The sequence below is a fragment of the Nostoc sp. DedQUE08 genome (assembly GCF_034530895.1).
Taxonomy (GTDB): domain Bacteria; phylum Cyanobacteriota; class Cyanobacteriia; order Cyanobacteriales; family Nostocaceae; genus Nostoc.
In genome coordinates, this window is sequence record NZ_JAVRCD010000002.1 from 19,035 (window position 1) to 40,293 (window position 21,259).

Here is a 21,259-nt window from a genome sequence, read left to right on the forward strand (position 1 = left end):
ACCCCTCCCCGCCGGCGGGGAGGGGAGAATTTGACGTAAGTCAAAGGCGGGGTGGGGTTCTTTTTTTTGATTTATGCAAGAAGTCTAATGTATTTAATTCAGGAGTGCTGTTAGCGGTAGCGGGGCGTTGAGCCAGTACAATTATTACTTTTTTTACTCAGCACTCAGCACTGTTTAGGTGAGGTACACTAAACTCATCGGCGCGATCGCGCACCCAATGTTATCTCACTATGTGAGATAACATTGTTTTGTAATATGTCTTTGTGTGAGTATGAGTGTCATTCCCGAAAACGTTCTTTTGGCTTTAGCCGAAAAACGGTGCTTGTCTAACAGCGAGATCGAAGTGTTTTTATATGCTGTTGAGGGACAATCGCCAAATGCGATCGCGAAAGAATTGGCAATCAGTGCCGAAGCAGTACGCAAAAGATTAAGTGAAGTCTACAAGAAATTTAATGTTACTGGTAGCGGCCCAGGTAAGCTCACTAAGTTACAGCAAGTTATAGAATCTGAGTATCAAGCATCTTCACAGACTGAGAAATCCATTACCCAAAACCGTCAAGATTGGGGTGAAGCGCCTGGTGTCTGCTTTTTTCGGGGACGCATAGCAGAATTGTCTCAGCTAGCGCAGTGGCTCATTAAGGATAACTGCCAACTAGTGGCAATATTGGGAATGGGGGGAATCGGCAAAACTGCTTTATCTGTGAAACTGGCAAAGGAAGTTCAGGATAATTTTGAGTATTTGATTTGGCGAAGTCTCCGCAATGCGCCACCCGTCGCAGAGATGTTGGCAAGCCTAATCGGATTTTTATCTGATGAGAGGGAAACAAATTTGCCAGAAAGCGTAGATGGTAAAGTAACGCTGCTGATTCATTATTTACGAGAGCATCGTTGTCTTGTGGTATTTGACAATACAGAGACAATTTTACAATCAGGCGATCGCGCCGGACAATATAAACAAGAATACGAAGATTATGGTCAACTACTTAGGCGGGTAGGGGAAGAACCGCATCAAAGCTGCTTGGTGCTGACATCTCGTGAAAAACCAAAAGAATTTGCTTCTTTAGAAGGAGAAGCATCACCAGTCAGAACATTATCGTTACTCGGCTTAGGAGAAACAGAAGGGCAAGAAATTCTCCAAGATAAAGGGTTATTTGGCTCACAACAGGAATGGGCCAAGCTAGTTGAGAAGTATTCAGGTAATCCTTTAGCGTTAAAACTAGTTTCTGAGCCTATTCGGGAGTTATTTGGTGGTGATATCGCTGCTTTTCTAGCTGAAGGTGAGATCATTTTTGGTGACACTCGAAATTTACTAGACCAGCAATTTGAGCGCTTGTCAGAGATCGAAAAAGAAATCATTTATTGGTTAGCAATCAAGCGCGAGTTAGTTTCTCTCGACGAATTGCTCAATGATATTGTGCGTCCCTTGACCAAAAGGGAAGTGATGGAAGCGCTAGAATCTCTACGACGGCGATCGCTAATTGAACAAAGAACAGCACTTTTCACCCTCCAATCTGTGGTCATGGAATATATCACCGACCAACTGATTGAACAGATTTGTGACGAAATTACCACTCGTAATATTAGACTATTTATCAGCCATGCTTTAATGGAAGCGACGGCCAAAGATTATATTAGAAACACTCAGATTACCCTGATTATTAAACCAATTATAGATAGGTTATCAACTATTTTTAGATATGCTAAAAATATTGAACATCATCTATATCAAATTTTATTGTCCCTGCGACAGGTTCCCCAAATAGCAGGATATGCAGGTGGAAATCTGTTAAATATTCTTTCTCAATTACAAACTGATTTTAGCGGCTATGATTTTTCAAATCTGACCATTTGGCAAGCATATTTACAAAGTGTGAATTTGCATCGGGTAAATTTTGCCAATAGCGATTTAGCTAAATGCGTTTTTGCCGAAACATTAGTTAGTGTTTCGTCAGTAGCATTTAGCCCGAATGGAAAACTTTTGGCTACGGGTGATGCTGATGGCAAGACTTACTTGTGGCAAGTTGACGATGGAAAGCTACTGTTTACCTGTATTGGACATAGCAGTTGGGTAAAATCAGTTGCTTTCAGTCCCGATGGTCAAACTTTAGCTAGTGGCAGTGATGACCAAACCGTGAAATTATGGGATCTTCGTGATGGTAAATGCCTGAAAACCTTGCAGGGACATAGTAATTGGGTCAGGTCAGTTGCCTTTAGTCCCGATGGTCAAACTTTAGCTAGTGGCAGTGAAGACCAAACAGTAAAGTTATGGAATGTCCACATCGGCAAATGTCTGATAACTTTGCAGGGGAATACCAATCGAATTATGTCAGTTGCCTTCAGTCCCGATGGTCAAACTTTAGCTAGTTGCAGTGAAAAGCAAACAGTGAAGTTGTGGGATGTTCGTGATGGTAAATGCCTGAAAATTTTGCAGGGACATAGCAGTTGGGTAAGGTCAGTTGCTTTTAGTCCCGATGGTGAAACTTTAGCTACTGGCAGTGACGACCAAACCGTTAAATTATGGGATGTTCGTGATGGTAAATGTCTGAAAACCTTACAGGGACATACTAATCGGGTTTGGTCGGTTGCCTTTAGTCCCGATGGTCAAACTTTAGCTAGCGGTGGCGACGACCCAACAGTAAAGTTATGGGATCTTCGTGATGGTAAATGTCTGAAAACCTTGCAGGGGCATACCAATCGGGTCAGGTCAGTTGCTTTCAGTCCCGATGGTGAAACTTTAGCTAGTGGTAGTGAAAACCAAACAGTGAAGTTATGGAATGTCCAGGATGGTAAATCTTTGACAACCTTGCAGGGACATAGCAATCGAGTCAGGTCAGTTACCTTCAGCCCCGATGGTCAAATTTTAGCTAGCGGCAGTGAAAAGCAAACAGTGAAATTATGGGATGTCCGTAACGATAAGTTTCTCAAAATTTTGGAGGGGCATAACAGTTGGGTACGGTCAATTGCCTTCAGTCCTGATGGTCAAATTTTAGCTAGCGGCAGTGAAAAGCAAACAATTAAATTATGGGATGTTCAGACGGGACAATGCCTGAAAAAATTGCAGGAACATACCAATAGAATTAGATCGGTTGCTTTTAGTCCGAATGGTCAAATTTTAGCTAGCGGCAGTGACGACCAAACAGTGAAATTATGGGATGTTCACACCGGAAAATGTCTTCAAACCTTGAAAGGGCATACCAGTTGGGTAAGATCGGTTGCCTTTAGTCCCGATGGTCAAACTTTAGCTAGTGGCAGTGAAAACCAAAGAGTGAGGTTATGGGATATTTATACAGGAGAATGCATCCAAGTTTTGGAAGGACATAGCAATCGGATCAGATCGGTTACTTTCAGCCCAGATGGTCAGACTTTAGCTAGTGGCAGTGATGACCAAACAGTGAAGTTATGGGATGTTTTCATGGGCAAGTGCTTGACAACTTTGCAAGAACATACTAATCGAATCTGGTCAGTTGTCTTTAGTCCCGATGGTCAGACTTTAGCTAGTGCCAGTGAAGACCAAACGATAAAATTATGGGATGTCCATAATGGCAAGTGCCTGAAAACTTTGCAAGGGGCTAATTGGGTAAAGTTAGTTGCTTTTAGTCCCGACGGTCAAACCCTGATTTGTGGTAGCCAAGATGAGACAATCAAGCTTTGGGATGTATCGACGGGTGAGTGTGTAAGAACACTGCGATCGCCACGACCCTACGAAAAAATGAATATCACCGGGGTTACAGGGTTAACCGCAGCGCAGTTAGTGACGCTAAAAGCTTTAGGGGCAGTGCAAAATGGAGAGCAAAAATAAAAGGTAAAAGAATGAACTTTGCCTTTTTGCTTCATCCTTTTACCTTTTTTATGTACCTGATGCTTATTTCATGTTAGCCCTTGCGTCCTTAACTGCGGCAAAGAAAAATAATCCTGTGAGTGGAATGCTTAATACCAGGATAATTGCCGTGGCTGTAACACCAAAATCTGGATGTCCGTAACCGAGTTCAAAAACCGAACCGACAGCTGCGATCGCACTTACACAAGAACCACCCAGAAATAAACTGCTTTTTGGAGTTAAATACACTATTGCCCCCCTATGCTATTGGTTTCACCGCTTGATACGAGAAGCCATTCTTAGATAGCTCCTGGGCTAAAGTCAAGGAGTTTTCTACACGGTCTACAAATACCACGCCGTTAAGGTGATCCATCTCGTGCTGAATGCAGCGTCCCAGCAAGTCATTAGCCTTTAATGTCCGGGGACGACCGTACTCGTCTTTATAGGCAATTTCTACGACTTCGGGACGCTTTACGTCTAAATATACGTTGGGAATACTCAAGCATCCTTCTTGGGCAACAGAGATGTCGCGGCTGACTTGTTTGATGGTGGGGTTAATCAACACCAAAGGCTGATTAGCTGCGTTCTCTGGTTCTAGGTCGATGACAACTAGTTGTTTGTGAATTCCTACTTGGGGTGCAGCCAAACCAATGCCATCTTTGCTGTACATAGTTTGCAGCATTTCGCGCACTATTTGGCGAAGTTCGTCATCAACTTTAGAAATCCGCTTTGCAGCTTGACGCAGCACGCGATCGCCTAAATAATGAAGCTCCAAAGGTGGATTTTTTAACTTTTTTTTCTCGACAGCAATTTCAGAGGGCATGAGTCTCGATGGCTAGATGGTGAAAATTCCTACTATTTTCATTCTATCAATCTCAGTTAGAGGATGTTTAAAAAGTCCTGGAGTATACCAAAAACCCAGTTGCCATTCTTCTTTTTGCTTGCTTAACGGCAGACTAATGCCACGAGTGAGAGGCTGTGAAACCCTTATTTTATCCTCGGTAAGGTTTGCTAGGGGGTTAGGTCTCCGAGGTTGTATTGTTAGCAATAATACTTTTTAAATATCCCCTTAGACGTAGTACCAATCTCCAAAATAATTATTGTGAAGTCACGTTGCACCATACTTGGAGCGATCCTTTTATCAAGGCTGACATCATTAAACAGTACTTTTAAATGTGAAATCGATTATCATCGCAATTCTCTATGAAGATGCGCCTAATTATTTTGGGACATAGCGAATTATCTTCAAAAAACCTCTGTGTACCTTTGCGCTAACCTCTGCGTACCTTTGCGTTGAAAAAAGCTAGGATTTGGCGCAGCTTTACAAAGAAACGGGATCAGTCGTTTATCAGCCTATTTCTGACGCTCTGATTGCAACTAGGATTCCTATACAATTTTTCTTAGTAAAAAGATTTCTCCAATCAATTTTTTATTGATAAAAACCTATATTTAGCAATATTTTCTGGCATCCTCACCACATTCATTAACTAAATATAATAAACACTTAAAACGAAGACCAACTATCTGTTCATAAAGGGGATTTAATTTACACATAGGTGGAATGCGAAGTAGAGTCCGACCGAAAACTTTAACAGTTCTTTCAAAAGGGCAATTGGAAGGAATTATTTTGCACAATAGTCTGGCTAGATTAGAATTATGTATTTCTACGGACTCAAGCCGATCGCGGATCTGGTTTAATAAGCTATTGTCCAAATTGGCTTTGTTTAAGAAGTTCATAACTCAACTTTCCTTTAATTAATCTGTTGCTTTTATAAATTACTCCGATATTCAGAGAAAAACATAGTAGAAATACCAAACTATTTTCCCTCTTCCTAGAGGTCAAGTTTAAATAACAGTAAAATTGCTGAGAAACCAGAACAGCTAGCCAATTATTATCAATAACTGTTAGAGACAATAATGAATATATTTGTGGCAAATAGTATGAATATCGGGTAAATGGTCAAGATAGCAGGACGACAGAAGAAGGAAGTAGCAAGAGATAAAAGCTGATATATTGGCAAACTTTGCACTATTGACTATAAATAGTGGTGTTATTGACGCAAAAACGCAAAAGCTGGACTTAGTGCTTTGGCGTTAAGTTCAAATTTTGAGGTGATGTGTGTTTAAATCTTTCACGAAACTTGACTATCTGCTAAAAGAAACTTTCCTCGGTTTACTGCGGGGAGGTTGGATGAATTGGGCCGCTGTCAGTACTGTGACAGTGTTACTGTTTTTATTCGGCTTGAGTCTGCAAACCTCTTGGCAAGTCGAAAAACTTCTTTATCAGTTTGGTAGCCAGCTAGAAGTATCAGTTTATCTCGAACCAGATACACAAATCGAAAGTATTGAGGCACTAATCGCCAAAATGCCAGAGGTAGCGGCGATAAAAACCATTACCAAAGAAGAAGCTTGGACTAAGTTAGTTAAGGAAATGAGAATTTCTGATATTGAGGGTGCTACCCAGCAACTGGGTGAGAATCCTTTGGTTGATGAGATGAAGGTGAAAGCACGTAATTCTCAAGTTGTACCAACCTTAGCAACACAGTTGGCTAAATTACGAGGAGTTGAGACGGTGCAGTATGTGGATGAAGCAGTTAAACGCATTGCCCAGTTGCATCGGGGTCTGAACTGGATTACTTTAACAATTACGATGATTCTGACTTTAACAGCGATCGCAGTGACTACCACCACAATTAGGCTAATTGTCATGGCGCGTCGCCAGGAAATTGAAATTATGCAGCTAGTGGGAGCAACTTCTGTTTGGATTTACCTGCCGTTTATTTTACAAGGAATTGCCTTTGGTTTGGTTGGTGGTGCGATCGCTTGGAGTTTCATTTCTGTGATTCAACAGTTTCTCGGTAAGTTGCTAGCCAATCAACCTGAGTTTATCCAAGTCATCACCAATAGAGTGCAACTCACTCCAGCAGAAATTTTATTATTGCCCCTGATTCTTTTGAGTTTCGGTGCAGGTGTAGGATTAATGGGGAGCTTATTTGCTGTCCGACGTTTTGCTAAAGGATAGTCATTGGTCATTGGTCATTTGTCCTTTGTCCTTTGTCATTGGTCATTTGTCCTTTGAACTTGGAACTTCGACCTTGGAACTCAGAATTTTGACTTCTGAACTCAGAACTTCGACCTCTGAACTCGAAATTTCCAAGATTTTAAAAGAATAACTGAAGTTTTGCTTGAACGAATATGAAATTAAACCTATATATCAACTTAACAAGGCTAATCAAATGACCAATGACAAATGACAAATAACAAATGACCAATGACAAATGACAAATGACAAATGACAAATGACCAATGACAAATGACAAAAGACCAATGACAAATGACAAAATAACTATGAAATCACAATGGGAATGTTTTTTGCAGAATCTCGGTGTTTGGGAAGGTTCATTTACTAATTTTTCTCCCCAAGGAACACTTTTGAACGATACTCCTAGTCGTCTTTCCCTAGAACATTTGAACAATAGCCAGAAAGTGCGCTTAACTCTGAGCCGTTCGGGGCAAGATATAATCAGAGACTTTAATTCTGTGGGAGGGGGTCTGCTGTTTTTTGAAAATGGTTCCTTCTCTGAAGGTGTAATTCAGCTAGGGCCATTTTCCGAATTTGGTGGAGAACTCGCTTTGGTTCATGAAAATCGCCGCTTACGTCTGGTGCAACTGTTTGATAATACTGGTGAGCTAAAGGAATTAATCTTAATTCGAGAACATCTAGCTGGAACCCCAGCAGATGAACGTCCAACTTTACAGATAAATGATTTGTTGGGAGAATGGCAAGGCCAAGCAGTGACAATATATCCAGATTTGCGATCGCCTGATACTTACTCTACAATCTTCAAATTACAACTTGATGATGCTGGGCGATTAATTCAAAGTACCTCTTTTAGCGATCGCACAATTACCTCAACTGCTACTATCAAAGGCCCGATTGTTCTCTTTGACCAAGACCCACAAAAGCAGGTGCAAGTATTGTTTTTACCAGATGGCGCTTCTGCAACTTCACCTGTCAAGGTGCAGTTACGCCAACCATTTTTTCTGGAAGTGGGGTGGTTAATCCAGCCAAACCTTCGCCAACGGATGATTCGCAGCTACAACGAGAAAGGCGAATGGGTTAGCTTGACATTAGTCACTGAAGAAAGGAAGCTTTGATATCATGTCCGCTTGATTACTTATCAAATATTTAACTGTTGCCAAAATGTGGGTAATGACAAAGCTTTATTTATGTATATTCAAATAGCTGTAGTTGCGATCGCATTCATCTTAATAGCTGGAGAAAATCTAGAGGCCGTTGCAGACTCGCAATCTTCTACTGAAGATAGTCCTAGTAGTATTGTGGCAACATCGACATTAGAGATAGAAGGAGAGTATGCAAAATATGGTGACTATATCGGATTAACTCCAGTAGATAACCAGTCTGCCGAGTTTTCCCAAATTTCTCAAAGAATTGTCAAAGATATCCAGATTCGTTTTGTTAATAACAAAGATCGATTACTCGATGAAAAAGGTCAGCCGATCAAAGGACGTACTCAAAAAGAGTTTATCATTGGTCTGCTGAAACTCAAACCTGGTGAGGTATTTCGTGAAGATTTACTAGAAGCAGATTTGCAACGATTGCGGAGATTAGAGTCATTTAATGAAGTCAATGTTTATCGCCAAGAAGATGCCAATAGCGTTAATCTCATTTATGAAATCAAAGAGCGTAACTTCCCTTCTCTAATTTTCGGAGGCGGTAATAACGACGATGTTGGATTATACGGTCGGGTAGGTTATAGAGATGAAAATATCAGCGGTGTTAACGATAAATTAGATACAATTGTACAAATCAGCGGTCAAGATGTCCAATTTAATGGTCAGTTCATTAGTCGTTATCGTCCCCAAGAACCAAACCGCTTAGGCTACAGCATCAGAGCTTTTCGTACTCGTAATACATCGGGAACTTTCAACGACGATATCAGATTGTCTAACGGTGACAAGGTACGCGAGGGAAGGTTTGGCGGTTCTGTGGGAGTTTTAAAATCTTTTGATCGGTGGGATGCAGCTATAAGTTTGAACTATACCAGAATTAGCTTACGCGATCGCGACTATAACGTTACACAGGTCGATAGATTAGGGAGTCCTTTATCTCTTAGCGGTACTGGCATTGATGACTTATATACAGTATTATTTTCTGTATCCAAAGATCAACGCGATCGCCGAGAAAATCCGACTCAAGGATCGATTCTCACTCTCAGCACAGAACAAGCAATTCCGATTGGACTGGGTAATATTTCTAGCAACCGCCTACGGGGAGATTATATTCAGTATTTACCAGTCAGTTGGATCGGTAATGGTAGACCAACTGACAATCCAGAAATGTTGGCGATTAATTTCCAAATTGGTACGATTCTGGGAGACTTTCCACCAGCTGATGCTTTTAATATTGGTGGACTAAATTCTGTCAGGGGTTATGGTTATGGAAAAGTTGCCAGTGGTCGGAGTTATGGTTTAGCTTCTGTGGAATATCGTTTCCCAATTTCTTACTCAATCGGGGGAGTTGTTTTTACTGACTTCGCCTCAGATTTCGGGTCTAGCGAAACCGTGCTAGGAGAACCAGGAGTGCTACGAGATAAACCCGGAAGTGGCTTTGGTTACGGCTTAGGATTGCGCGTCAAGTCATCCTTTGGACTGATTCGAGGTGACTTCGGAATTAGCGATCAAGGTGAACTTAGATTTGAGCTGACTACAGGTCAACGATTTTAACGGGTGGCAAAAAAGTTCTAGAAAACTACTGGAGATTGCTTAATAACACACTCAGCGCTTTGAGTGTGTCTAGTCCCAAAGGACATAATCAAGACATTGGAGATTACTTACACATTTGTAACGTGCGGCGATCGCTAGCTGCGATCGAATTTAACCGATAAAAGTCTTGCAGAGCCAGGGAGTAAGCATAAGAATTTGACTCATCCTCACCAACCTTGGGCAGTCTATTGCTTGTAGCTACCTGATTCGATTGTTCAGAACTGGCTTCATTTGACGAAGTATTAACCGTCATCGCCAACTCTCCTGATGGGTTGATTGTACCCTGAAAGCAATTTAACTCTGATTGGGGCATATACAACGCACCCCTTACCTTGTCTTGCTGCTTTTGAAATATGATATAACCTTGACCAAGCTGGTTTGGCTTTGGGGATTGACCATAAAGGTAAATCCCATCTTTTACAGGAAAACTTCCTTTTGGTAAAACTCTGGCGCTTTTTGTAGTTCCCCCATCGCCTGGAACCAGCGCTGTGATTGTAGGTACTGTGTTTCCGCCTCCAGAAGCCGTATTAAGTTGACTTCTTTGCTCTCGAACTTTTCTCAGCTGCGACAAAAGAGAGTTTTCGGAGGTTTTGTGAATCTGAGCCGATGATAATCGAGAATCTGTAAATGATGTTACTTGAGTTTGCTTGGCTAGAAAGCCCAAACCGAGAAGTAAGCCTAAGCCCGCGAGGGGAATTCCCCACTTTCGGGGAGATAATAACTGATGAAGGTTGTTAAGCACCCTACTTATCCTGTTAAAAAACTAACTAAGTTCTCTAGAACTTACTTAAATCATAACCAAGTCTTAATTGTTAAAGACTTTATTCACGACTTATATTACTGTTGTCCAAAAAAGAAAACTGTCAAAAACAAAAGTTTTTATTGGATTTGGTTCTACAATCTTAGATTACCATCAGTTAGAGTCTTTATAACAGAGGGTAGAAGGCAGTTTTTGCTGGGGCAGGAGTCAAAAGGCAGGAGTAACCCACCTTTAAAAGCATGAGATTAAAGTAAGGGACTTCCAGAAAATAAAATATACAGGTTATAAGAATGATAATCATTCCGAGGGTTAGTGTTTGACTTTCTGATGACAAACTGCGGTCTAACGTTACCCTTGGGTGTGTAGATATCTTGAGTTTGTCGCGTACAGCATTCACGGATTCTACAGGACTAAACAGGCAGACACCGAACAAAGCGCGTAGGCGTAGCCCGCCGTAGGCATCGCGCCCGTTGTCTAAGCCATCGCTAAAAATTAGCTGTATCTCTTGCTGTGTTAGAACCCTGGCGCGGCCATGACGGTTTATTTTCATCGCTAGACTGTAGACCCTGCGATCCACAGCTGACAACGATTTAACACAGATTAATCGGAATTATTTAACCGAGATTAGCGATCGCAAATTAATGAATAATTTTGAGTGCAAAGACGACCCAATTTCTCGCATCAGCCCACAAAAGTTACATATCTCTTTGTGAAAAAATCCCCATAGCGATCATTAAAAACGTCATTTAGAATGTCATACTAAAAATTTTACTTAGGTCTAATTCTCCCGCATAAAGCTCAGTTGGTTGGATAGAAGCTTGGGGTAATCCCCACGGTTGAAACTGTGTCGAAGTGGGAGAAGTTTGGATTTTGAATACTTGCGGGCTTGAACTTACTGTCGGAGATAAAGTTATATTAAATACATAGTTTGGGGCGCCGAGAACATCAGTGCTAGGGAGGGTATTTACAGTAAACGTTTTTGCCAAGCCATATATTACATTAGTTGTAGTAGGAGGATTAATATAGCTTGGACGACTGCCTTGATAAGAAGCAAAACTAGGATAGTAAGTTTTAGTGGTAGTACTGTATTCATAAGTAGCAAAGGAAATTGCTACCACCTTTTTACCGATTACTCCCATCAACAAAGCTAACTGCGCCTTATTTGGGGTCGAAATACGCCCTGTAAGGAATATATCTCCCACTGGCGAACCATCCCATTGAACATTACTAAGCACTGCTACAACAGGGTAATTATATATCCCGGTTCCGCCAGGACTTGGGCGACTAGTGGGATCGATTACGTATTGATCTGCGACTAGAGCTAAATCACCAATGCTTAATGTCTTAATAAACCCAAGAGGTTTATAGGTATTTGGCTGGAAATTGTAACCTTGTTGTACATCTAAAGATTTGTTAATACTCACAGCGAAGACCGGAGTAGTAAAACCTATTGAACACGCTATACAGCCTAGTAATAAAGCTTTACTCAACAGCATAAGTTTTTCCAAATAGTAAATAGATGGTTTGAGTCTTTTTTAAGGTATAAACTCATAAGATTTATACTTGCATGAATCATGCTACAACTCCATATTTAAACAAATTTTAATAGACATGATGTGCTACGGAATGTAGCACCAGGTTTTGTTTTTAGTGTTGAAAAAAACGTATTTAAAACAGTGATTATCGCTAAAAAGAAGGCCGAGGATTATTTGAAATAACTATTAGAAAACAGTGCAAATAAGCAAGTCGGTACAATAAAACCAAACTGTGTAAATAAAAGTAAATAACGCTCAAACTCTTTCTCCCCCTGCTAAAAGCTCTCTGCTTTTGTCTTATGCCAACAATATTTATTTACGCTGACTTACTTAAACCCGACTCTACTAACTGTAAAAGCGGATAATATTCGCCGTCTACGCGAGTTGATGAATAAGGGACTTCCAAAGAATAAATTGTTCCAGAAAACTAATCTTTTGGCAGAAAATTCAATCATTATTACTGAATTTACTACAAAAAGGAGGGGAGAAAGCGGCAGCCATCGGCTGCCACTTTCTCCCCTATAATAATGATTATCATTATTTTAAATGGAATGTTTTATTTTTTGGAAGTCCCTAAGAAGAATTGTATCTGGCTACACTCTACTCAATATACTTCCTGCCTCAAAATGTAGAAAAAAACTTATGAGCGCAAGGCTTTTACTGGATCGATCTGGCTAGCACGCACGGCGGGAAGCAAACTAGCTCCCACCCCCACCAGTAGGGCTGAACCCACTGCTAGGACTGCAATTCTGCTATCAAACTTATAGGGCAAGCTAAAGGTATCAGTAATTACAACAGTCAATCCATGTACTACTCCTAGAGCCGCTGTTCCTCCTATTAGACTTAAAAGCATCGCCTCTAAAATAAATTGCAGCATGATTTCGCGTTGGGTTGCACCTATAGCCCGTCTCAAACCTATTTCAGCAGTTCGTTCATTTACAGAGGCAATCATAATATTCGCAATTCCAACACCGCCAACCAAGAGCGCGATCGCTCCTACTGCTGTTAGACCTTGAGAAGCCATCTCTAGAGTTTTCTGCTGCTGTATAATATCTGATACATTATTCCAAAATTTAAATTTGTAACCTGGAAATCTTTGTAACAGTAACTCCTCTGCCTGGTGACTTAAGTCTTCGATATCTGCAAGTGCATAAGGGCGCATTTGGATGCTCCCAATGTCGCGGCTACCAGTCGAAGCGTTGTAGATAGACATCGGCACATACAGTTGACCCGCCGGAGGTGCATTTTCACTTAAAATAGTTGCTACCACCCCGATCACGATATAGGGTCTGTCCCCAGCATAAATCAGCTGCCCTACAGGTTCTTGCTTTTGAAAAAGTTGTTCTGCCAGCAATCGATCGATTACGATTACCGGGCGGTAGTTGGCAAAATCTTCAGACGTGAAAAACCGTCCTGATACTAAAGATATCCCTGAAGTCAACAAAAAATCTTGGGAAACAGGTGACAAAGTTGGAGTAAATTCCTTGTCCCGAAATATAGTTGGTGTAGAACCAGCCCAATTAAAAGAACTGATCGCTTGCAAGCCCACCATTCGCTGTCGCAAGAATTCCATATCTTCCAACTTGAGTTGGGTAGCTTCACCACCAGAATCCCAATTTGGATAAACTGAAACTTGAGGCGCGCCTCGTTTTTTTAATTGTTGAGCGATCGCATCTCGGCTAATATTACCAACCTGAAGTGTAGCGCTGACAGCAGCCACACCCATAAATACCCCCAGAGTAGTCAGAGCAGAACGCAAGGGGTTTCTACCTAAAGAGTGAAAGGTAATATTTAATAAGTCAAAACCTGAAAGAGCCATAATAGTTGCTTTGCTCTAGCTTGGGGACAAGGGGCAGAGGGGCACAGGGGCAGAGAGGCAGAGGGGAAAAACTTACTGCAACTTCTCCCCTGCTCCCCTGCTCCCCTGCTCCCCTGCCTTAACTGGCAGCCCTGGCTTGAGTTCCGACTCAACGGGGGGCAGTATAACTTGTTCGCCGGGATGCAAACCAGAGGTTACTTCTACATTCATTAACCCTTCCAATCCCAGATTAATGGTGCGTTTTTGGGCTTGATTTTGGCTATCCAGAACCCATACAAAGGGGCGTGGCTGCGATCGCACAATTGCCTCTGTCTTCAAAACTACTACGTTCTGGCGTTGCTGCAACACAACCTCGACATTTACCCTGCTACCAGGGAGTAGTGTACGAGTCGGGCTATCAAGCTCAACTGTTGCGGGTACTGTTGGTTGCTCTGATTGTTTTGAACTACTACCATCTTGTTTTTGGGCTTCAGGGCTGAGTGCTTGAGGATACAAGCTTTTTACGCGTCCAGAGAATCTCCTTGCATTCGGCCCGATCGCATTAATGCGGGCAAGTTGGTTGACGCGAACTTGAGCAGCATTGAGGGTAGAAAGCTGGAGTTTCACTAAAACTTTTCTGGGATCGCCCAAAGTGAGCAGATTGGTACGCAACTCGACCCCATCACCATTTTCTACATTCACACCCAAGACTACGCCATTCAATGGTGCAGTGACAATATTATCTTGGAGTTGCTGCTGAATAAGTTGGCGCTCCAATTGCAAAGTCTGAATTTTCAGGGTGGTTGTACGTGCCTCTGCTTGACTATCTCGCAGGCTAGCGCGAGCAACGCGTACAGTATCTTCCTGCGTTTTGGCTTGTTCTTGGGCAATAGCTCCCTCTCGCACCAAGGGAGCAAGCCTCTGGAGTTGTTTTTCTTCGGCTGTTAGTCGTTCTTGGGCTTCAATAATTTTCTCGCGACTACGTGCTAGGTTGAGTTGCTCTTGTTGAATTTGTAATTGCTGATTGGTAAGAGCAACTTTTCGTTCGGGGTAGCGCAGGGTCAGCAGCACTTGACCAAGTTTTACCCTCTCACCAGGTTTTACCATGACTTGTTCTACCGCACCCTCTTTTGGGGACTTCAAGATTCGCTGTTCCCGTAACTCAACAGTACCGCTCTCATTGATTGTGGTTTCAACATTACCTCGCTCCACGGTTAACAAGCGTACTGCTAATGGTTCGGGAGGTTGATTTAGAGCTAAAAAGTAGGTTAGCCAACCGCCAGCACCAGCTAAAGCCAAAACTCCTGACCAGGCTAGCCATCGACTTGGGATATTAAATTTATCTTTTTCATATTTCCAGTTCATGACAACTCGATCCAGTGAGTTTGCAGTTGATTGCAAGTGAGGCTTTCACCGCAGATTAATGTTGGTTGAAGAATCTCATAGCGAGAGATCGAACACGATAAGGCGACTGTTGTCCAAAACGCGGCAAAAATTTGAACTGAGATAATTTCGTAGACCAGAGTAATAATCAAGCCACCAGAAAGCGGGCCAGGCGATGACCATGAAACTTGCTCCCGCTTGACGCATTCGTTCCAGTTCGCGGATGGCGATCTCGTCATTCAGTGGCGCTCCCCAGTATTGACCCTCTTGTTCTAAAAAGGGCAGGGCATCGAATTGCGGCAGAATCTCGCAGCCCAATTGATTTTCATCGACCAAAATCAAACGCTTCCCGGCGGGAATCACAGATGTAATTTCCTGCATCGCAATTCGCAGGCGTTCTGACCAGCTCAAATTAAGTTCAGGTATCAATTCAGACGTAAACTGACTGCGGCGCATACTTATATGCAACAGGCGCTCTGCTAGCCACTGACGATAAGATGCATCCTCTGCACGCGGCGACTTTAACAAATAAGCGATCGCATCAGTACGTTCTGCGATCACACCAAGTGGGCCTGTTCCTCCAAAACTAAAATTAATTTGGGAATCTTGTTCAACGTGATATCGGACTTGGGCTAGTTGTTTAGCAATAAAGAAGAGATCGAATTGCGCCGCCATACGTAAGTATAAGTTCAAATCAAGCATATACTTCGAGTGCGGTGCGTCGATTCCCCCAACCATTGCCAGGGCATTAGCGCGAAACACGATCGCTGAACATAGCAAAATCCATTTCCGCCCATCAGCAATTTGGTGGATGAACTCTAGACCATCAATTGACCCTTCTGGAAAGTTATCTGAAAGCTCTCTGCCTGTCACATGCACTGGAACACCATTAGTGTCGATAATTTCAGCTTGCGCAACTGAAAAACCAGCATCTGGATGGTTGTCTAATGCTAAGACAGATTCATGGATGAAGTTGGGCAGCAGAATGTCATCGTCCGACAAGAGAGCTAGATAGGGACTAGAATTTACCTCAATAGCTCGCTGCCAATTGCGAAACATTCCAATATTCGTTTCGTTGCGTATATAAGTGATGCGCGAATCCGCAAATGAACATACAACTGCCTCTGTATCATCGCTAGAAGCATTATCTAAGACAAGAACTTGAAAATCTGGATAGTCTTGTGCCAATGCGCTCTGCAAGCTAGTTTTTAATAACTCCGAGCGATTGTAAGTTGGAATTACAATGCTAACTTTGGTTTGAAGTGCCATGTTTTTATAATTACCGCCTTTTTAACTAAAAATTTTTAAATATAGCAAGGGACTGGGGACTGGTGACACTTCGACAAGCTCAGTGCATCGCTGGGGATTGGGTGAAAAGTCTTGTTTTGTCTAAGTTTTATCATCTGTTAATCTCCTAACCACGAAGGCTTGTGCTATAAAATTAAACAGACATACGTAAATCAAAGACAACCAAGCGCTCATTATCTAAAACACAGCGAAACTTAGTACGTAAATAGCAAGCGAACTCAGCATAATAATCAAACCACCAGAAAGCTGGCCATCCAAACACGATGAAACTTGCTCCTTTCCGGTACAGTCGTTCAAACTCCTTAATGGCAATGGCATCATCTTTTGGTGCTCCCCAATACATCCCATCTTTTTCTAGAAAGGGAATTGATTGGCATTTGTCCAAAAGCTGACCAGATCCCCATTCGTTCATGTCAACTAAAATGTACCCTTGCCCGATTGGAATTAAGGGAGTTAGTTCCGGCTCCAACGCGCCCAGACGTTGGATAAACTCATACTCAGAACCCTTCCAACGCTCAAAAGCATCTTCGATTTGAATGTCGTGCTTGTGTAAAGACTCGCACAAAGCTTTTATATGATTGTGATATTGGCTAAGTTGCCAACTATAAGTAAGCTTGCTAGTGCCATTATCACCATGAATCCGATATAGGGCTTGGTACTCAGCAATGCGCTTGATGCTACCGAAAAAAGGAGACAAAAAAGTTAAGTACGCATCAGCGTTAAGAGAGTAGTAAATATCGTGCAGGGGAAAAATTTTCTCTAAATAGCTACGCGACCAGGCATTGCCGCTCGTGGGTGAGAAGACATAGCTTTCAATGCTACCTTGGAGATGCGCCTCGCGTAAATCTCCTTCTGGCAGAGGTCGATCGGGAATCAATTTTCCTAATGGCTTACCATCAGCATCTATTGCGGATAAAGGCCAGTGTACCTGTACTATATTCGGATCGCCCAGCAGTTCAACGGCTCTGGCGATCGCATCAGGCAGCAAAACATCATCTGCATCTAAAAAACAGACAACCTCACCACGGCTTGCGGCAAAACCGACGTTGAATGCAGAACCCTGTCCGCCATTTTCTTTTAGCAGAGGGATAATCTCTTCCCCATAATTGGTAATGATTTGCTGTGAGTCGTCTGTTGAACCATCATCAACCACAATCACTTCTAAAGGCTGATAGTTTTGATTGAGAGCGCTATCAATTGCCTCCTTCAGAAAACGTTCATAGTTGTAGTTGGTGATGATAATACTGGCTAGAGGCTTGTTCATGAGCGTAGGTCAAATACAATCAGATGGTCATTTTGTAATACACAGGGAAACTTTTGCCGTAAATATTCATCAAATCCGGTGTAGTATTCCAGCCACCAAAAGGTGTGCCACAAGAAAACGATCGCACTAGCACCAGTTTGGTATAGGCGATCGAATTCTCGAATAGCTGTGTCGTCATCTACTGGACGTCCCCAATACCAACCATCGCGTTCAGTAAAGGGGATTGTTTGAAAACCTTTGATGATTTCGTTACCGTTCAGGCGGTCTTCATCGACCAAGATAAAAGATTCCTGTGGCGATATCAGAGTTTTGAGTTTTTCTCTTACCTCGTACAGATGACCAATGTGATTCCGCTCTATGGCAAAACTTAAGTCTCCGTACAGTGAAACCAAGTTCCATTTTTTTTGAATACGCTCGAGGCTCTTGGCGGATTGTTCAAGATCCCATCTCATGAAAAAATAATCGAGGTCTTCTGGATGAGGAGGATAAGGGTGCCAGAAATGAACAACAGATTTCGGCTCAAAGACAACTGGAATTTTGGCATTATATAAAGCCAAACTAGAATCGAAATGATCTAGAAAAATAACATCTTCATCGAAAGGAGAGACTCGATCAAAAACACTTCGACGGTAGAGCCGACAGTGAGCCTCTCCAGCTAACTGTATTGTCCGGCGATGAGTTCCGCGATCGAGTTGCTGCTCGCTCGTGGCTGGAAGGACTTCCCATTTAACGCCGTCGGCTGTTTGTACTGACCGAACCTGACCCTGGTTTGGGTCCCAATGAACGTTTGTTGCTCCTAAAGGCCCCTCAATAATCCGGGGCACAGCTACATCAGCTGGTTGTTCTTCGCAAGCGGCGATCAGATGGGATAACCAACCTTCCTCAACAAGAACATCATTCTCAACGAAGCACAAAAAATCATCGTTAGCTTCCTGAATTACCAAGTTTCTTAATTGGTTGGGCTGCAAATAACAATCTTTGTAAATGACTTTGACATTACTGCGACCTTCTAATACCTGTTCCATCTGCTGCCAATACACTTTTGGAGTATTGCAGTTTACTACAATCAGGTTAAACGGGATGTGGGTGTAGTTGAAAATTCGCTGTAAAGATTCAGCTGCTAAGGTAAATTGTTCGCGAGGAAAGAATCCGATAGTTACTGTTGACATAATATATCTCCTATACTCAATGACAGTTAATTCATTGCCGCCTCTAGCAGAGACGAAAGAACTTTATCTGAGTCAAAATATTCCTCTGCTAACCTGCGTGCTGCATACTTGTGTCGCTCATAGTCAGCGTTGATGGCTTCTACACCTTTGACTGCCTCCTGTTGGTCGCAAAAAGTTAAAATCCCTTCTTCGATCGGCAACCAATCGCTTAAACCTGTGTCTTGAACTAGAATTGGCTTACCGGAAGCGAGATAACAAACGCTGCGATCGCTAAACCAGCCACCTTTGGTAGCAACATAACCCTGTTTTGCGACTCCAAACTCAGCGCGGGATGCTTGGACAAATTTCTGGTAAGATTCTGGTGTAAAGGAGGCAATCCATCCGGGAATCACTTCCCAGCCATACTGTGATAGTTGATCGGGAAAGCCACCGCTTAAAGCAATCCGAAATTGCTGTTTGGTGAGTTGCGGTATATCTATAAACTTTAAAAACTCTTTATCCTTATTGCCGTAGGTGACTCCTTCGTAGACCACCTCTCGATAACTGTGCCACTGCATAATCGAACTGAAGTGGGTGGTGTGATTGTCTTCAGTTACTGGCCAGTAAGGCAGTGCTACTGGAGGTAATGTCTTTTGCCAATGCCTACCGTTTGTGGGAATAAGACAGTCCTCAGCACCAATGCGTTGCCCAATCGTGAAGAGGCGATCGCAACGTTCAATTGTCTCTACTAATTCCGAATTACCGCTAGCAATCTTAATCTGCGTAAAACCTGGATCGGCGTCAATGTAGATGCGGCGCTGCGGCCATCCATACTCATCTCTCCAAACAGAAAGTGGAGAGCCACGAACAATCATTAAATCAGCTTGGGAACAAACATCGTTAAACTCGTCAACTGCCATCCCTATTGAGCGAGAGCCAGCGCGGTAAATCCATTGGTTTGCAAAGCCAAGCGGTTCCAGGCAGTTTGTCACATAATTGCTGGGATAGTCTAACTCGGTTGTGAATTCTTCAGTCTGCCAGTTATAAACCCACGACTCTAACCCGCATTCTTCTAAGTAGAAGATATCATGCCCAAGCGCACGCAGACCCAGGAGGTATTGCAGGTCAGACCAGGCGTTGCCTCCTATGGGAAACCGACCAATAGCACTAGCAAAAATAATAATCATCCTATTTTAAATTTGTTATATGTTTTCATTAGATTTATTAGCTGATGATTTTTCCTTCTCCATAGCCAGTCAGACTCGAAATTGAGATAGATGGGCTGTGTTCTTGCTTAAAACTGTTTCCAGTAGTCGAGGTAGCACCACTTTGTAACTAAAGAATTGTTCGGCTAATTCCCTTGCTGCCTGACAGTGAGCTAGATAATTTGTATTGACGCGCTCGATGCAATCTACCGCTTCCTCCAAAGATGAAAACGCCAACACACCTTGCCCCGTCGGCAGCCAATCGCTAAATCCGGTATCTTGTAAGATGGCGGGACGACCAGCAGCGAGATAACAAACACTGCGATCGCTAAACCAACCGCTACGGGTTTTGACATAAGCTTGTTTGGCAACGCTAAATTCTCCACGGGAGCCAGTCAGATAAGTTATGTAGATTGACAGACTAGCGCTAATTTTTTTGCCATCTCGAACTAACCAACCTGCCGCCTTTAAAGATTTCGTAACCTCTGCTATTTCTGCATCCTTGCCAGCAAGAGCGAGTTCGAGTTTCTGCGAACAGTGGCTAGGGAGTTCCAGCAAACGCATGAATTCTCGATCTTTCTGCCCATAATCCTCACCTTTGTAAGTCACACCTCCATAGGCATTCCAATTGGCAATTGTCGTGAATGGTAAATCTGCGCGTTCTTCGCCACTATCTTCGGGAATAAGTATTGGGCTTTTCCATATCTCTGGCACAACAGGCGGTACGGTAGGGAGCCATTCAATTCCATCACTCGGTATGCCGCAATCGGGTTGTCCAATATTAACGCCATAACTAAAGTAGGCGTGATAATCGTTACGACCCTCGGCAGCGAACGTCCCAATCTGGGTAAAGAATGGGTCCATATCGATTAATACTCGATGTTTGCATAAAAGAAATTCAGATAACCAGCAAACTCCACCGATATTTAATAACAGATCCGCCGTCTTGAGCATCTGCTTTATTTCTTGCCAATCTGCACCGTAGACATCTCCTGTATCCCGATTTACATAACAGACTGTGGCATTCACGCCATAACTGTGTATTAGCGTTTGGACTGCGTGAAGTCCAAAGCCTGGATCATCAGTGTAATTGTGGGCGATGGGATTATAGCAAGACCCAGCCCAGCCGCTTTCCTCCAGGTATAAGACTTCATGTCCCAAATGATGTAGCCCTAAAACATAGTGAAAGTAGGCTAAGAGATTGCCAGCTACTGGATGTCGAATCATATATCCGCAAACAACAATGCGTGCCAT

Annotated in this window: 17 protein-coding genes; 4 read left to right on the forward strand and 13 right to left on the reverse strand. The window is 42.7% G+C overall.

Annotated elements, in window-relative coordinates:
• Window positions 1-271 precede the first annotated feature (271 nt).
• The gene (locus RMY64_RS01395; RefSeq protein WP_322699101.1) at window positions 272-3,799 is read left to right on the forward strand and encodes an NB-ARC domain-containing protein; all 3,528 of its coding nucleotides are present in this window, start codon (window positions 272-274) and stop codon (window positions 3,797-3,799) included.
• 63 nt (window positions 3,800-3,862) lie between these two features.
• Here RMY64_RS01395 and RMY64_RS01400 read toward each other — a convergent pair whose 3' ends face one another.
• From RMY64_RS01400 to RMY64_RS01410, 3 genes are all read right to left on the reverse strand, one after another.
• On the reverse strand, window positions 3,863-4,066 hold the full coding sequence (locus RMY64_RS01400) for a hypothetical protein (RefSeq protein WP_322686769.1): 204 nt from the start codon (window positions 4,064-4,066) through the stop codon (window positions 3,863-3,865).
• Window positions 4,067-4,076: 10 nt separating this feature from the next.
• Window positions 4,077-4,640, reverse strand: a complete 564-nt coding sequence (gene def / locus RMY64_RS01405; RefSeq protein ID WP_322672448.1) for a peptide deformylase — start codon at window positions 4,638-4,640, stop codon at window positions 4,077-4,079.
• 626 nt (window positions 4,641-5,266) lie between these two features.
• Window positions 5,267-5,554: a Mo-dependent nitrogenase C-terminal domain-containing protein gene (locus tag RMY64_RS01410; RefSeq protein WP_322672449.1), complete on the reverse strand. Its 288-nt coding sequence runs from the start codon at window positions 5,552-5,554 to the stop codon at window positions 5,267-5,269.
• A 382-nt stretch (window positions 5,555-5,936) separates the two neighbouring features.
• Between RMY64_RS01410 and RMY64_RS01415 the strand changes: the two genes are divergently transcribed.
• The 3 genes from RMY64_RS01415 to RMY64_RS01425 all read left to right on the forward strand — a co-directional run bounded on the left by RMY64_RS01415 (window position 5,937) and on the right by RMY64_RS01425 (window position 9,565).
• Window positions 5,937-6,839, forward strand: a complete 903-nt coding sequence (locus RMY64_RS01415) for an ABC transporter permease (RefSeq protein ID WP_322699102.1) — start codon at window positions 5,937-5,939, stop codon at window positions 6,837-6,839.
• A 326-nt stretch (window positions 6,840-7,165) separates the two neighbouring features.
• Window positions 7,166-7,975, forward strand: coding sequence for a DUF3598 family protein (locus tag RMY64_RS01420; protein WP_322699103.1), 810 nt, complete (start codon window positions 7,166-7,168; stop codon window positions 7,973-7,975).
• 72 nt (window positions 7,976-8,047) lie between these two features.
• Window positions 8,048-9,565: a BamA/TamA family outer membrane protein gene (locus RMY64_RS01425; RefSeq protein WP_322699104.1), complete on the forward strand. Its 1,518-nt coding sequence runs from the start codon at window positions 8,048-8,050 to the stop codon at window positions 9,563-9,565.
• A 103-nt stretch (window positions 9,566-9,668) separates the two neighbouring features.
• On the opposite strand, the gene RMY64_RS01430 is transcribed toward RMY64_RS01425, so the two are convergent.
• The 10 genes from RMY64_RS01430 to RMY64_RS01475 form a co-directional block, all read right to left on the reverse strand.
• Complete coding sequence (locus RMY64_RS01430) at window positions 9,669-10,346, reverse strand: hypothetical protein (protein ID WP_322699105.1); 678 nt, start codon at window positions 10,344-10,346, stop codon at window positions 9,669-9,671.
• Window positions 10,347-10,530: 184 nt separating this feature from the next.
• Window positions 10,531-10,914, reverse strand: a complete 384-nt coding sequence (locus RMY64_RS01435) for a hypothetical protein (protein ID WP_322699106.1) — start codon at window positions 10,912-10,914, stop codon at window positions 10,531-10,533.
• 196 nt (window positions 10,915-11,110) lie between these two features.
• Entirely contained in the window at window positions 11,111-11,788 is a 678-nt protein-coding gene (locus RMY64_RS01440) for a hypothetical protein (RefSeq protein ID WP_322672455.1), read from the reverse strand.
• A 751-nt stretch (window positions 11,789-12,539) separates the two neighbouring features.
• The gene (locus RMY64_RS01445; RefSeq protein WP_322699107.1) at window positions 12,540-13,718 is read right to left on the reverse strand and encodes an ABC transporter permease; all 1,179 of its coding nucleotides are present in this window, start codon (window positions 13,716-13,718) and stop codon (window positions 12,540-12,542) included.
• Between the two features lie 72 nt (window positions 13,719-13,790).
• The gene (locus tag RMY64_RS01450; protein WP_322699108.1) at window positions 13,791-15,062 is read right to left on the reverse strand and encodes an efflux RND transporter periplasmic adaptor subunit; all 1,272 of its coding nucleotides are present in this window, start codon (window positions 15,060-15,062) and stop codon (window positions 13,791-13,793) included.
• Between the two features lie 75 nt (window positions 15,063-15,137).
• Window positions 15,138-16,349, reverse strand: coding sequence for a glycosyltransferase family 2 protein (locus RMY64_RS01455; protein WP_322699109.1), 1,212 nt, complete (start codon window positions 16,347-16,349; stop codon window positions 15,138-15,140).
• 172 nt (window positions 16,350-16,521) lie between these two features.
• Complete coding sequence (locus RMY64_RS01460; protein WP_322672459.1) at window positions 16,522-17,652, reverse strand: glycosyltransferase family 2 protein; 1,131 nt, start codon at window positions 17,650-17,652, stop codon at window positions 16,522-16,524.
• Window positions 17,649-18,821, reverse strand: coding sequence for a glycosyltransferase family 2 protein (locus tag RMY64_RS01465; RefSeq protein ID WP_322672460.1), 1,173 nt, complete (start codon window positions 18,819-18,821; stop codon window positions 17,649-17,651). Before RMY64_RS01465 ends, RMY64_RS01460 begins: the two co-directional genes overlap by 4 nt.
• A 26-nt stretch (window positions 18,822-18,847) precedes the next feature.
• Window positions 18,848-19,987, reverse strand: a complete 1,140-nt coding sequence (locus RMY64_RS01470; protein WP_322699110.1) for a glycosyltransferase family 1 protein — start codon at window positions 19,985-19,987, stop codon at window positions 18,848-18,850.
• Window positions 19,988-20,056: 69 nt separating this feature from the next.
• Window positions 20,057-21,259, reverse strand: coding sequence for a hypothetical protein (locus RMY64_RS01475; RefSeq protein ID WP_322699111.1), 1,203 nt, complete (start codon window positions 21,257-21,259; stop codon window positions 20,057-20,059).

What these genes read in the sequence shown, in the direction of transcription:
- RMY64_RS01475 (WP_322699111.1), bottom strand. Translation starts at nt 21,259, where the DNA reads ATGGCACGCATTGTTGTTTGCGGATATATGATTCGACATCCAGTAGCT.
- RMY64_RS01435 (WP_322699106.1), bottom strand. Translation starts at nt 10,914, where the DNA reads ATGAAAATAAACCGTCATGGCCGCGCCAGGGTTCTAACACAGCAAGAG.
- RMY64_RS01410 (WP_322672449.1), bottom strand. Translation starts at nt 5,554, where the DNA reads ATGAACTTCTTAAACAAAGCCAATTTGGACAATAGCTTATTAAACCAG.
- RMY64_RS01420 (WP_322699103.1), top strand. Translation starts at nt 7,166, where the DNA reads ATGAAATCACAATGGGAATGTTTTTTGCAGAATCTCGGTGTTTGGGAA.
- RMY64_RS01425 (WP_322699104.1), top strand. Translation starts at nt 8,048, where the DNA reads ATGTATATTCAAATAGCTGTAGTTGCGATCGCATTCATCTTAATAGCT.
- RMY64_RS01470 (WP_322699110.1), bottom strand. Translation starts at nt 19,987, where the DNA reads ATGATTATTATTTTTGCTAGTGCTATTGGTCGGTTTCCCATAGGAGGC.
- RMY64_RS01455 (WP_322699109.1), bottom strand. Translation starts at nt 16,349, where the DNA reads ATGGCACTTCAAACCAAAGTTAGCATTGTAATTCCAACTTACAATCGC.
- RMY64_RS01460 (WP_322672459.1), bottom strand. Translation starts at nt 17,652, where the DNA reads ATGAACAAGCCTCTAGCCAGTATTATCATCACCAACTACAACTATGAA.
- RMY64_RS01395 (WP_322699101.1), top strand. Translation starts at nt 272, where the DNA reads ATGAGTGTCATTCCCGAAAACGTTCTTTTGGCTTTAGCCGAAAAACGG.
- RMY64_RS01450 (WP_322699108.1), bottom strand. Translation starts at nt 15,062, where the DNA reads ATGAACTGGAAATATGAAAAAGATAAATTTAATATCCCAAGTCGATGG.
- RMY64_RS01465 (WP_322672460.1), bottom strand. Translation starts at nt 18,821, where the DNA reads ATGTCAACAGTAACTATCGGATTCTTTCCTCGCGAACAATTTACCTTA.
- def (WP_322672448.1), bottom strand. Translation starts at nt 4,640, where the DNA reads ATGCCCTCTGAAATTGCTGTCGAGAAAAAAAAGTTAAAAAATCCACCT.
- RMY64_RS01445 (WP_322699107.1), bottom strand. Translation starts at nt 13,718, where the DNA reads ATGGCTCTTTCAGGTTTTGACTTATTAAATATTACCTTTCACTCTTTA.